This window comes from Dehalococcoidia bacterium (genome assembly GCA_040902535.1).
In the GTDB taxonomy this organism is placed as follows: Bacteria; Chloroflexota; Dehalococcoidia; order DSTF01; family JACRBR01; genus JBBDXD01.
Window position 1 is genome coordinate 156,290 of record JBBDXD010000009.1, and the last position, 12,002, is coordinate 168,291.

The window sequence follows — 12,002 nt, forward strand, 5'->3', positions numbered from 1 at the left end:
TCGTCACAGAACGGCCCCTTCCGTAGCGCCGGGAGGTGGCGGTCTCGTACCGACCGACCACTTTGCCTCCAGGTAGATACTGATCCCGGCGATCGTCGCCATCGCGAAGGCAATCGCGAAGAGCACCGGACTTACACCGAAAATATCGGCCACAGAGCCCGCAAGAATTAGCGGCAGAATGCCCACCGCGTTCGCCAGCACCACCTGCGCGGCGAAGACGCGGCCGCGCATGTCGGCGGGCGCGCGTTCGTGCAGGACCGTCTGGGCGGGGGCGTTGACCAGTGCGTAGGTGAATCCGAGCGGCCCCGCGAAGGCCATCGTCAGCAGGACGAGGATCGAAAGCCCGCCAGCGCGCTGGTCATCGGAGAACGGGTCGACGTGCTCCGTGCGCTCGAGCAGGTTCGCGATCGGCTCGACGAAGCCCAGCGCGATGGTGCACAGCGTCAGACCGCAGAGCCCGGCGATCACCGTGCGGTTCTTGCCGAGTCGCGCGACGATCAGCGGCAGCGCGCGCAGGCCGACGATTGCGCCGATGCCGACCGGCGCGAAGATCGTCACCGCCTTGTCCGGCGCCACCTGCAGCACCGCCTGCATGTAGCGCGGCACGAGCACGGCGAACAGCAGGACGAGCGAACTGCCCGTCGCGTAGTGAATGAGCGCGAGCCCGGAGACGGGGTCGCGCCAGAGCGTCCGCAGCGTCTGCGCGTAATCGCCGGCGGCCTCGCGGAGTTCACGGAACGTCGGCCACTGGCGATCGTGCGACCCGTCGTCGCTCTGGATGGGCGGCATGAGACGCGCGCACAGCACCGACACCGCGAACATCACTGTCGCGACGCTGAACACGACGACCGGGCCGTTCTCTCCGAACGCGGGCAGCAGGATCGGCGCCAGGAAGATCATGCCGGCAAGCTGGGAGCCGGTGACGGCCATGCTGAACATGCTGTTTGCCGCGATCAGTTGATCGCGCGACACGACGGAGGGCACGGTGACGGCGTCCGTAGTGCCGAAGAGCTGGCTCGCCGTCGCGAAGAAGATGCTGATGACGATCAGCAGCCCCACGTGCTCGCGCGCGAGCAAGAAGCAGATCGCCAGCAGCGCGCGCGCAAGGTTCGTATAGATGAGCAGCAAGCGCTTGCTCCACATATCGACCAGCACGCCGGAGAACACGCCGAAGACGACCGACGGAATGACAAATGACAGCACCAGGATCGACGTAAACGTCGACCCTTCTGTGAGGTCGGTGACGAGCACGAGCAGCGTGAACAGGATCGCGTTCTGGGCGGACTGCGAAATCAGTTGGGCGAGCCAGAGCAGCAGAAAGCTGCGGTTGGTCAGGACGGGCCGGGGTTTCGCAGGACGCGGTTGGCGCAGGGTCCGCGTTCCGTTGCGCATCTAGTACGCCGTCCTTGCCGGCATCGCCAGGTTTCGCGCGGCGTAGAACACGGCGAGCGCGGCGCACATCAGCCCGACGAAGAAGAACACCGGCGTGACGCCGATCGCGTCGGCCATGAGGCCCGTGAGCAGGATCGGCGGGATCGACGCGAGATTCGTCAGCACCGTCTGCGCCGCAAACACGCGTCCCTGCATCTCGCGCGGTATGCGTTCGTTGACGATCGTCCTCCCCACCACGTTCACGAAGGTGAATGCGAACGCCAGCCCGGCGGCGAGCACCCCGGTGATGATAATACGCGCCGTGCCCTCGCCGAACGGCCCCGGGTCGAATGCGCCGAGCAGATTCCAGCTTTCCAGCGTCGCGCCCATCGGCCGGATGAACGCGAGAAGCATCACGCCGAGCACGAGCGCGGCGAAGGAGCCGCCGACGCTGTACCACGGCGATACGCGCCCGGAGACGCGCGCCACGAACCGCAGCGCCAACCAGATCCCGACCGCGGCCGGCGTCACGACGAAGATCGCGTTCTCCGTGTTGACGCCGAGCACTTCGGACGCGTAGCGCGGTAACAGCGTCACGACGACCAGGCCCGTCGTGTTGGCGAGCACCACGAGCACGACGCTGATGTATGACATCGCGTCCATCGTCAGGTAGTGCCACGCTTCCGCGAAGCGCTCGCGCGTGTCCTCCCAGGTGACGGCGACGCGGCTGATCGGGCCGCCGAGGCCATCGATGATAAGGAAGTTGAACGCCGCGGCGCCGAACATCGCGGCGCAGACGATGGCAAGAGCCTCCGGCCCGACGGTCTTGAGGAAGACGATCGGCAGGATCATCAGGCCGGCGATCTGCGAGATCAGCGAACCCAGGTTGTTCAGCGAATTCGCCGACGTGAACTCCTCGGAATCGACGACGGCGGGCAACGCTGCCGCCTCGGCGGGGCTGCTGAACTGCGAAGCCACGGCGAACGCCACGGCGACGACGTAGATCATCACCACGCTATCCGTCGAGAGCGCGAGCAGGACGCACAGCGCGGCACGCACTGCGCTCATGCCGGCGAGCATCAGCCCCTTCGGTACGCGGTCGACGAGTACGCCGGAGATCGTGCCGAGAAGCGCACTCGGCGCGATGTACGCCACGACGAAGAGGCTGCTCGCGAAGTTCCGGCCAGTGGCCTCGACAACCATGATGAGCATGGTGTAGACGACGGCGTTGACGGGGGTGTGCGAGAGCAAGCGCGACAGCCACAGCTTGCGAAAGGCGTCGTTCTCGAACAGCGTCCGTTCGCCGACGAGTGCGGACAGGCGCAGCATGGCCGTCCGCGTGTCGGCCATCAGTCCCGCTCCAGCGCGATGCGGACCTGTTCGGGGTCGGGCTCGGGGCCTCGCGACACGAACGTCTTGAGGCGCTTCTCGAGGGTGCGGCGGTCGAGCAGCACGCGGTGACCGCAGGTACGGCACTTGAGGCCGATGTCGGCGCCGAGTCGCACGATGTCCCACTCGTAGCCGCCGCACGGGTGCGGCTTTCGCAAGCGGACGACGTCCTCCATCCGGAAGTCGACGATCTCGGCCACGGTCAGCCTCGTGCGGCGGCGATCGCCGCGCGCTCGGCGTTGATGGCGTCGCGCAGGCGTACGGCTTCGCGACGCGCCGCATCGGCGAAGTCGCTGCCCCGCGAGGCGTACGTAACGCCGCGCGAGGCGCTGATCAGCAACCCGCGGCCGCGCGCATCCACGCCCGCGCGCACGGACGCCGCGAGTTCGCCCGACTGCGCGCCGATCCCGGGCACCAGAAACGGCATCTCGGGGCACAGTTCGCGAATGCGCTGCATCTCGCCGGGGTACGTCGCGCCGACGACCAGTCCGACGTTCGCGTGCTTGTCCCACGACCGTGCCTTGAGCGCGACGGCTTCGTACAGCGGCATCGCGCCGCCATCCGACTGTACCTGCAGATCTTGCAGGTCCGCGGCGCCCGGGTTCGACGTGCGACACAGCACGAACGCAGCTTTTTCAGGGCGCTCGATCCAGGGTTCCGTAGAGTCATAGCCCACGTACGGATTCACCGTGCAGGCATCGAAGCCCAGTTCATCGAAGACGGCCTTCGCGTAGGCGCGCGCGGTGTTCGTGACGTCGCCGCGCTTGGCATCGGCGAGCGTGATGACGTGCGACGGTATCGCCGCCACGATCTTGCGCAGCGCGGCGTAGCCCTTCTCCGGTCCCAGCGCCTCGTAGAACGCGACGTTGGGCTTGTACGCGCACACGAGATCGCTCGTCGCCTCGACGATCGCGATATTGAACGCGGCGACGTCGTCGAGCGCCATCAACGCCGGATCTGGGTCGAGGCCGATGCAGAGCAGGCTGTCGCTGCGGGCCCAGGCCGCTTCGAGCTTCGCGCGGAAGGTCTGCGTCCCCGTGGTGCTCCTCCTCATGTCGCCGACGTTTCCGGGATCTCCGCGCCCGCCTCGCGCAGACGCTGGCGCAACGCCGCGAACGCGCGGTCATCGCCGCTTGTAAGGTACAGCACGCCACCACCGCCCGAACGCGGACGCAGCAGGTCGTGCGACTCCAGCACGCGCCTCACCTGGCGCGCGACTGCCGGCGACGGCTCGATCACGGCGATGCCATCGCCGGCGCGCCGCTCGATGATGGCGCGGAGGAAGGCGTAGTGCGTGCAGCCCAGCGCCAGCACATCGGCGCCGGAGTCGCGTACGCGCTGGAGGTACTGGTCGACGAGTGCCGCCGTCTCGTCGTCATCGATCGCGCCCGCCTCGACGCGTTCGGCGAGTCCCGGCGCCGCGATCGTTTCGACGTGTACCTCGGCACCGTAGCGATCGATCAGCGCGGCGAGCTTTTCGCCACCGGCGGTTGGCGGCGTGACGAGCAGCGCGACGCGGCCCGCCACCGTGCGTTCAGCGGCGGGCTTGAGCGCCGGCTCCATGCCGATGAACGGTACGTCGAAGGTCGCGCGCAGATGGGCGATCGCGGCGCTCGTGGCAGTATTGCAGGCGACGACGATGGCTTTCGCGCCGCGCGCGAGCAATTGCGTGGTCACCGCAACCGAGCGGGCGCGAATGTCGTCCGGGCCGTGGGCGCCGTAGGGGAAGTACGCGGCATCGGCGCAGTAAATGATGTCTTCGCCGGGCAACAGCCGGCGCACTTCGACGAGGACGGAGAGCCCGCCGACGCCGGAGTCGAAGATGCCGATAGGGGAGGACGCATCGGGCATAGGCGCAGGTAGATCGTACGCCGCCGCGGCGATCACGTCCAGCAGGCGCCCCTTCATCGTCATTCACACAATCATCCCGGGTATGATCCCACCATGAAGCGCGCCGACGACCCCAACCGCGACTATCGCAAGCTCGTCGCACGCGGGTACGACGAGGTCGCGTCGGTCTTCAACGCATCACGGTCGCGCGAGGACGCGCAGGCGCTGGCGCCCCTGCTCGGCGCCCTGCCCGATGGCGCCCCGATACTCGACCTCGGCTGTGGCGCCGGCGTGCCGGTAGCGCGGGCGCTGGCCGAGCGGTTCTCGGTGACCGGCGTCGATCATTCGGCGGCGCAACTGGCGCTGGCGCGCGAGCAGGTGCCGCATGCGACGTTCATCCGGGCCGACATGGCGAGCGTCGACTTTCGCGACGCCTCGTTCGACGCCATCGTGAGCTTCTACGCGATCTTCCACCTGCCGCGCGAAGAGCACGCGCCGTTGTTCGCGCGGATGTATCGCTGGCTGCGGCCGGCGGGGTACCTGCTGGCGTCGGTGGCGATGACGGAAGAGGCCGCGTACACCGAGGATTACTTCGGCACGGAGATGTACTGGAGTCACTTCGACGCCGTCGCGAACCGTCGCATGGTCGAGGACGCGGGCTTTTCGATCCTGAAGGACGAGGTCCTCGGGCACGGATACGGCGACGGCGATCACTCGCCGGAAGCGCATCCGTTGATCTTCGCGCGGAAGCCGGCGTAGCAGTGATCCGTCGCCTCTGCAGTGACAGTCTGTGCCTAACGTCATCCTGAGCGAAGCGAAGGATTTCGTCGCGGCATAGACGTCACGCGCGCATAACCGCCGCGGGCGAACGACGGCAACTACACCTCGATCCCCAGCGCATCGACGACGGTGTTCATGTCCTTGTCGCCGCGGCCGGAGAGGCCGAGCAGGATCAGCGTGTCCTTCGACATCAGCGGCGCGATCTTCGCGACGTGCGCGATCGCGTGCGACGGCTCCAGCGCCGGGATGATGCCTTCCGTCTCGCTGAGCAGCTTGAAGCCTTCGAGCGCTTCGCTGTCCGTGATCGCGACGTACTCCGCGCGGCCGGTGTCCTTGTAGAAGCTGTGCTCCGGACCGACGCCGGGATAGTCCAGCCCCGCCGAGATGCTGTGCGCTTCCTGCACCTGGCCGTGCTCGTCCTGCAACAGGTAGGACTTCGAACCGTGCAGGACGCCGGGCGTGCCCTTCGACAGCGTCGCGGCGTGGCGTTCCGTCGACAGGCCTTCGCCCGCAGCCTCGACGCCGATGAACTTCACAGCGGCGTCTTCGACGAACGCGTGGAACAGGCCGATCGCGTTGCTGCCGCCGCCGACGCACGCGATCGCGTAATCAGGCAGACGTCCTTCCGCTTCCAAGATCTGCACACGCGCTTCGCGGCCGATCACGGCCTGGAACTCGCGCACGAGCCACGGGTACGGATGCGGCCCGGCGACGCTGCCGATCAGGTAGTAGGTGTCGCGGACGTGCGTCACCCAGCCACGGATCGCTTCGTTCATCGCGTCCTTCAGCGTCCGCGAACCACTCTCGACGACTTCGACCTTCGCGCCGAGCAGTTTCATGCGAAAGACGTTGAGGGACTGACGCCGCACGTCCTCTGCGCCCATGAACACGGTGCACTCCATGCCGAGCATCGCGCAGACGGTCGCCGTCGCGACGCCGTGCTGCCCGGCGCCCGTTTCGGCGAAGATGCGATGCTTGCCCATGCGGCGCGCGAGCAGGCCCTGCGCGATGGCGTTGTTGATCTTGTGCGCGCCGGTGTGCGCGAGGTCCTCGCGCTTGAGGTAAATCTTTGCGCCGCCGAGCTTGCGCGTGAGATTTTCGGCGCAGTAGAGCGCCGTCGGGCGGCCGACGTACGTCTTGAGCAGATGGTTCAGCTCGAGGTTGAACGTCTCGTCGTTGCGGGCGGCTTCGAACGCGGCGGTGAGTTCGTTGAGCGCGACCATCAGCGTCTCGGGCACGAAGCGCCCGCCGTACGGCCCAAAATGCCCCATCGCGTCCGGAAGTTCCATCATAGATGTCATACGGCGAGTCCGTTCACTGCGCGGATGAAGGCTTCGATTCTCGATGCGTCCTTTTTGCCGTTTGTTTCGACGCCGCTCGACACGTCGACCGCCCATGGCCGCACGACGCGGATCGCCTCGCCGACGTTCTCCGGCGTCAGGCCGCCCGCGAGCCACATTGCGCACTTCGACGCAACGTCGCGCGCTACGTCCCAATCGCCGCGTGCGCCCCTGCCACTGCTACCGTCGAGCATGAACGCGATCGCGGCATCGGACTCAAGCGCGGCGCGCACGTCGGCGGCGGTCATGCCCGGAAGCTCGCGCACTACTTTGACGGTCTGTCGCGTCGCGAGCAGCGCGTCGGACCACGGCTCGGCGCCGCTGAGCTGCACCATGTCCAGGCCCACCTCGTCGGCGATCTCGTTGACCTCGTCGATCGGCTGATCTTTGAACACGCCGACGACGAGCGGCCGCTTGCGGGCGAGCAGCCGGTCGAGTGCCTGCGCACCGTGCGCGAACCACGCCTCGGGGCTGTCGAAGCGGCCGGGATGCAGCGGCGGCGGCTCGTCCTGCTCGTGCAGCGACATCGGTTCGCCGACGGCGCGCGCGATCACCGCGGCTTCATCCAGCGACACGCGGCGGCGGCTATCCGCAAACATGATGCCGATGAAGTCGGCGCCCGCCTCGGCAGCGGCGATGGCGTCGGCGGCGCGCATGCAGCCGCAGATCTTGACGCGCGTCATGCGGGCACCCCCGCGCGAATGTGTGCAACCGCCTTTTCGACGATCTCGTCGAGCGGGCGGAGCGTATCCAGCACCAGCCGCTCGCACGACGGTTCGACAATCCTTTCGGCAAGGTCGAAGCGGTACGGCTCGCGCGGCTGCGAGATCAGCGCGTCACGCACGGCGAGTCGCTCGACGAGCACGCCGCGGTCGCTGCAGACGCACTCGACCATGACGTAGTTGGCGCCGGCCTCGTCCGCGACCTGGCGCGAGCGCTGCTGCACCAGCGGCCAATACGCCGGGTTGTCGAAGACGAGCGAGTGCCCCTGGTGCGCGATCGAGCGCGCCATCGCCCAGTAGACGTCGTACGCAGGCGGTCCGGCGGCGGCGTTGTCGTATCCCGTCGCGGTCATGATCGCAGCCTTCACGACATCCTTATCGAGCACGACGGCGCCCAGCCGCGCACCGATCTCCTTCGCGACGGTGCTCTTGCCGCTTCCCGGCTCTCCGTGCATCTGCACGACGATTGCCATCAGAACACGAACTCCCGCATCTTCTCGCGCACGTCGCTCGCCGTCATCAGAGCCTCGCCGACCAGCACGGCGTGTACCCCCGCGTTCGCCATGCGCTCGGCGTCGGCGCGCGTATGGACGCCGCTCAGCGCGGCGACGACCTTGTCGTTGGGGATCAGCGGTCGCAGCCGTTCCGTGACGGCGAGATCGACGTCGAACGTGCGCAGATCGCGATTGTTGATGCCAATGACGTCGGCGTCGACGGACAGCGCGCGCTGCAACTCGTCTTCACTCGCCACTTCGACGAGGCACTCCATCTGCAGTTCGTGCGCCAGCGTAACGAGCGCGCGCAACTCCTCATCGCTGAGGATGGAGACGATGAGGAGGATGGCGTCGGCGCCGTACGCGCGCGACTCCCAGACCTGGTAGGGGTCGAAGATGAAGTCCTTGCGCAGCATCGCAGGCCGGCCGCCGGGGTAGTAGCCATCGATGCTGACCCGGCAGTCGCCCAGGAAGTCGATCGACCCCTGGAAGTACTTCGACTCGGTGAGGATCGAGATCGCACAGGCGCCGCCGATCGTAAACGTGCGGGCGAGCGCGCGATGCTCGAGCGTCGCGACGAGCCGTCCCTTCGACGGAGTGGCTTTCTTGATCTCCGCGATCAGTTGCAGACGGCGGCCGCCGGACGACGGCCCGCGCGGGCCTTCGAGGATCGACTGCACGAGGCTGTACTGCGGCGTCGGGATGCGGTCCTGGCGGCGCTTCAGCGCGTCGAGGGGCTCTTGCTGCTTGCGCGCTTCGATCTCCGCGCGCTTGTCGGCGACGATCTGCGCAACGACGGTCCCTTCGCCCATAGCGCGCCTATACGCCGTTCGATGCGGCGACGAACGCGTCGAGCCTGGCGACGGCAGCACCAGAATCGATGCTCTCGGCGGCGAGCTTCACGCCTGCGCTGAGGTCGGGCGCGGACCCCCACGCGATCAGCGCCGCAGACGCATTGATCAGCGCGAAGTCACGCAACGGGCCGGGAGCGCCTTCGAGCACGAGGCGCAGTTCGGCGGCGTTCTGTTCCGGCGTGCCGCCGCGGAGCGCGCCGACGTCGTGGCGCTGAAGCCCGGCGTCTTCCGGCGTCACCCTGGAGGTGCGCACGCCATCGGGCGTCAATTCGGCGATGATCGACCCGCCGGAGATGCTGACCTCGTCGAATCCGTCGTCGCCGTGTACGACGAGCGCGCGCTTGCTGCCGAGACGCTGCATCACCGCGGCTATCGTTTCAACGAGGTCTTCGCGCGCGACGCCGATCACCTGGCACGTCGCGCCGGCGGGGTTCGTCAGCGGGCCGAGCAGGTTGAACACGGTGCGGATGCCGATCTCACGCCGGGCGGCGGCGACGTGCTTCATCGCCGGATGGAAGGCCTGGGCGAACATGAAGCCGATACCAGCCTCGTCGATGCAGGCTTCGACCTGCTCCGGGTTGAGGTCGATCTTCGCGCCGAGCGCCTCGAGGACGTCGGCGCTGCCGCACTGCGAGGTCATCGCGCGGTTGCCGTGCTTGGCGACGCGGGCGCCGGCGCCGGCCGCGATGAACGCGGCGCAGGTGCTGACGTTGAAGGAGCCGCTGCCATCGCCGCCGGTGCCGCAGGTATCGAGCAACTCGCCGCCGGCGTCCAGATGGCTTGACTTCTCGCGCATGACGCGCGCCATGCCGGTGATCTCGTCGGCCGTCTCTCCCTTGAGGCGCAGGGCCGTGACGAACGAGCCGAACTGCGCCGGCGAAGCTGCGCCCGTCATCAGCTCTTCCATGCAGGCGGCGGCCTCCTGCTCGTCGAGGTCGTAGCCTTCGACGAGCCGCGCGATCGCGCCGCGTATAGCAAGTTCTGCGGTCATAGGAGCCTCATCAGCGACCATCAGCGTATCGCGACACACCTTTGGCCCGCCAATAGAGCGATGCCAAAGGATGCCGCCAGCGACTCGCTCCCAGGCGATAGATTACGACCCTGACAACTGAAAACTGACGACTGACGACTCGACTTACGGTGTCGCGAGCAACCGCCTCACGATCGGCGGCATCAGCGGCGCCAGCGGCGACGGGCGCTCCGAGATGTCGTTGACCTCGAACCCGCGTGGCGTCGTGCGGTAGGTGCGAAAGCCCTCGGGCCGGATGCCCAACCGGCGGCAGATCTTCTTGGCCTCGGAGCCGTATCCGACCGGCACATAGAGGTAGAACGCCTGGTTGGGGATCGATGCGATGCGCGACCATACGCGCTTCGCCTCGCCATCGGTGACCTGCTCGCGGATGCACACCTCGGCCGTCATCACGAGCCGCGTCTCGCCGGTGTTCACGCGCTCGACGACGACGATCGTCGGGTCGATCTCCTCGTCGCCGACCTGGACGCCCATCGTGACGTTCGGGACGTTGAGGTGCGTGCGGTACGCCGGGTACTCCTGCGTCGGGAACTCGAAGCGCTGGCCGGCGATGTTCTGCGCCGCCTTGACGAGCGCTTCGTCCTTCGTGCGCTCGCTGCGCTTGAGCAGCTCATCGACGTTTTCCCAGCGGGTGTCCATGCTCACGGCGACCTCCCCAACGAGGATGGCGACATTGGCGCCAGATTCAAATTGAGATTAGTGCAGGAACGCACAAGGGACAAGATCGGTAGTGGGTCGTTTGACAGTTAACCCGCTGAGGACGCCGCACGAGCTTACGGGACCAGCTTGCCACGTGAAGATTCAGATCCGCCCGTGCACGGGCCTCGTGCGTGCCCCCTCAGCGGGCTAGCAATCAGCATTCTAGCGAGTCGAGTGACGGCCGTGATCCCTTCCGCGAGCCGAAGTGCCGCTGACACTGGCGCCCAGGAAACGGGCTGGCGGAGGGGGTGGGATTCGAACCCACGGTGACCTTTTGGGCCACAACCGTTTTCAAGACGGTCTCCTTCAACCACTCGGACACCCCTCCGGGCGAAGTGGCGCTTCAGTTTAGCAGCGAGCGTTCGAAGACTAACCGCGGGGTAACCGACGTTCTCTTACTCGACCATCAGCGCGCGGTCGATGGCCTCGCGGTGCTCGGGGTAGCGGGCGCCGAATGCGCGCACGAGTCCGAAGCAGCCGCTGATCATCATGTCGCCGTGTGGCGCCGCGAAGTACGGCTGCAGCCGGCTGCCGCGAAGCTTGCCCCGCTGCGGGCCCGTCACCGCGACGATATCCGCGTCACCGCTCGACGGCTCGCCGTCGGCGTAGAAGACGCCATGGCCCTTCGTATCGAACACTTCCTGGTGCGCCAGCGTGCCATCGAGCAGGCGCTCGCTGAAGTCTTCGATCTGCTCGCGCGACATCTCTCCCGTGTGATGCTCGTACAGGCTGATGATTCGCGTCCCCTGCAGGTGAAACGCCAGCGCGTGCATGTTACCCAGGTTCAGCACGAGCTGGGTCGCCGCGCGCGCCACCGCCGGGTCCTGCAGCGCGCCGAGCGCCGCTGCCGGCCCGGTATCGAGGAAGACGATCGGCGTCGCGACGTCCTGGCGCCGGGCGCCTTCGACCATCGTGCGGGCGCGCGTGAGATAGTCGGGCAGTTCGTCGTAAAGATACGCGAACTGCTGCAGATCGTTCCTCTCGCCGACGACGCGCTTCAAGTGGTCGAAGCGAAAGAGCCGGTCGGAGTAGTCCGGCGGCGACGCCCCGTGATCGAGGCACGCGAGCGCCATCCCGTCGACGTGCGGTGACACGTCGAACGCGGCGAACGCCGCGCGGATCGCTTCGAGATCGAGGTCGCGCAGCTCGACGCGCGTGACGCCGTCGAGCGCGGCCGCCTCATCGTCGGAAACGACGCGTACGCCCATCTGCTCGACCTGCGTTAGATCGTCGTCGAAGGTCTGCGCGGCTTCGGGTGTCGCAAAAGCGGCGCCGCCGGCTCGCAGATGATCTTCGAGCGCCCAGTGACAGGGGCCGCCGCCCTGGATCACGCCCGTCAGCAGGAGCGGACGCTTGGCCGCAGTGGCCTGTCGGATGCGCCCCGCGGCGATCTGCGTCGCGCTCGGCATGACGAGCTTGATGCTGTTCTCGACGGGGGCGTCGGAGTCGAAGAGCAGGATGTCCTGCGTGCCGGTGCCCATGTCGATGGCGAG

General features: G+C 67.4%; 13 protein-coding genes and 1 tRNA gene. 1 reads left to right on the forward strand and 13 read right to left on the reverse strand.

The features are described 5' to 3' along the window. Positions 1-3: 3 nt before the first annotated feature. The 5 genes from WEB52_04840 to murI are packed head-to-tail and all read right to left on the reverse strand — an operon-like array spanning position 4 to position 4,674. Complete coding sequence (locus WEB52_04840) at positions 4-1,392, reverse strand: MFS transporter (protein MEX2225761.1); 1,389 nt, start codon at positions 1,390-1,392, stop codon at positions 4-6. Next, positions 1,393-2,721 (reverse strand): MFS transporter, encoded by a 1,329-nt coding sequence (locus WEB52_04845; protein ID MEX2225762.1) that lies wholly within the window; start codon positions 2,719-2,721, stop codon positions 1,393-1,395. Next, positions 2,721-2,936 carry a DUF951 domain-containing protein gene (locus tag WEB52_04850; GenBank protein ID MEX2225763.1) on the reverse strand — a complete coding sequence of 72 codons (216 nt, stop codon included), beginning with the start codon at positions 2,934-2,936 and terminating at the stop codon, positions 2,721-2,723. Before WEB52_04850 ends, WEB52_04845 begins: the two co-directional genes overlap by 1 nt. Before the next feature lie 26 nt (positions 2,937-2,962). Continuing rightward, positions 2,963-3,814 (reverse strand): orotidine-5'-phosphate decarboxylase, encoded by an 852-nt coding sequence (gene pyrF, locus WEB52_04855; protein ID MEX2225764.1) that lies wholly within the window; start codon positions 3,812-3,814, stop codon positions 2,963-2,965. Next, positions 3,811-4,674: a glutamate racemase gene (gene murI / locus WEB52_04860; protein MEX2225765.1), complete on the reverse strand. Its 864-nt coding sequence runs from the start codon at positions 4,672-4,674 to the stop codon at positions 3,811-3,813. Before murI ends, pyrF begins: the two co-directional genes overlap by 4 nt. A gap of 30 nt (positions 4,675-4,704) precedes the next feature. On the opposite strand from murI, the gene WEB52_04865 reads away from it, so the two are divergent. Next, positions 4,705-5,349: a class I SAM-dependent methyltransferase gene (locus WEB52_04865; GenBank protein ID MEX2225766.1), complete on the forward strand. Its 645-nt coding sequence runs from the start codon at positions 4,705-4,707 to the stop codon at positions 5,347-5,349. A gap of 119 nt (positions 5,350-5,468) precedes the next feature. Here WEB52_04865 and trpB read toward each other — a convergent pair whose 3' ends face one another. The 8 genes from trpB to WEB52_04905 form a co-directional block, all read right to left on the reverse strand. After that, positions 5,469-6,659, reverse strand: a complete 1,191-nt coding sequence (gene trpB / locus WEB52_04870; protein ID MEX2225767.1) for a tryptophan synthase subunit beta — start codon at positions 6,657-6,659, stop codon at positions 5,469-5,471. An 8-nt stretch (positions 6,660-6,667) separates the two neighbouring features. Then, entirely contained in the window at positions 6,668-7,393 is a 726-nt protein-coding gene (locus tag WEB52_04875; protein ID MEX2225768.1) for a phosphoribosylanthranilate isomerase, read from the reverse strand. Further along, the gene (locus tag WEB52_04880; protein MEX2225769.1) at positions 7,390-7,905 is read right to left on the reverse strand and encodes an ATP-binding protein; all 516 of its coding nucleotides are present in this window, start codon (positions 7,903-7,905) and stop codon (positions 7,390-7,392) included. The genes WEB52_04875 and WEB52_04880 overlap by 4 nt, the downstream gene beginning before the upstream one ends. Then, positions 7,905-8,738, reverse strand: a complete 834-nt coding sequence (gene trpC, locus WEB52_04885) for an indole-3-glycerol phosphate synthase TrpC (GenBank protein ID MEX2225770.1) — start codon at positions 8,736-8,738, stop codon at positions 7,905-7,907. The genes WEB52_04880 and trpC overlap by 1 nt, the downstream gene beginning before the upstream one ends. 7 nt (positions 8,739-8,745) lie before the next feature. Further along, entirely contained in the window at positions 8,746-9,771 is a 1,026-nt protein-coding gene (trpD, locus tag WEB52_04890) for an anthranilate phosphoribosyltransferase (GenBank protein MEX2225771.1), read from the reverse strand. Between the two features lie 144 nt (positions 9,772-9,915). Beyond that, on the reverse strand, positions 9,916-10,455 hold the full coding sequence (locus WEB52_04895; GenBank protein MEX2225772.1) for a hypothetical protein: 540 nt from the start codon (positions 10,453-10,455) through the stop codon (positions 9,916-9,918). Between the two features lie 291 nt (positions 10,456-10,746). Next, a tRNA-Ser gene (locus WEB52_04900) sits at positions 10,747-10,837 on the reverse strand. Positions 10,838-10,904: 67 nt separating this feature from the next. After that, the coding region (locus WEB52_04905; GenBank protein ID MEX2225773.1) for a DUF1786 family protein at positions 10,905-12,002 on the reverse strand (1,098 nt) is incomplete at its 5' end.

Bases quoted from the DNA above. Each gene is read 5' to 3' on its own strand.
- WEB52_04840 (MEX2225761.1), bottom strand. From the start codon at position 1,392: ATGCGCAACGGAACGCGGACCCTGCGCCAACCGCGTCCTGCGAAACCC.
- WEB52_04845 (MEX2225762.1), bottom strand. From the start codon at position 2,721: ATGGCCGACACGCGGACGGCCATGCTGCGCCTGTCCGCACTCGTCGGC.
- WEB52_04850 (MEX2225763.1), bottom strand. From the start codon at position 2,936: ATGGAGGACGTCGTCCGCTTGCGAAAGCCGCACCCGTGCGGCGGCTAC.
- pyrF (MEX2225764.1), bottom strand. From the start codon at position 3,814: ATGAGGAGGAGCACCACGGGGACGCAGACCTTCCGCGCGAAGCTCGAA.
- murI (MEX2225765.1), bottom strand. From the start codon at position 4,674: ATGACGATGAAGGGGCGCCTGCTGGACGTGATCGCCGCGGCGGCGTAC.
- WEB52_04865 (MEX2225766.1), top strand. From the start codon at position 4,705: ATGAAGCGCGCCGACGACCCCAACCGCGACTATCGCAAGCTCGTCGCA.
- trpB (MEX2225767.1), bottom strand. From the start codon at position 6,659: ATGGAACTTCCGGACGCGATGGGGCATTTTGGGCCGTACGGCGGGCGC.
- WEB52_04875 (MEX2225768.1), bottom strand. From the start codon at position 7,393: ATGACGCGCGTCAAGATCTGCGGCTGCATGCGCGCCGCCGACGCCATC.
- WEB52_04880 (MEX2225769.1), bottom strand. From the start codon at position 7,905: ATGGCAATCGTCGTGCAGATGCACGGAGAGCCGGGAAGCGGCAAGAGC.
- trpC (MEX2225770.1), bottom strand. From the start codon at position 8,738: ATGGGCGAAGGGACCGTCGTTGCGCAGATCGTCGCCGACAAGCGCGCG.
- trpD (MEX2225771.1), bottom strand. From the start codon at position 9,771: ATGACCGCAGAACTTGCTATACGCGGCGCGATCGCGCGGCTCGTCGAA.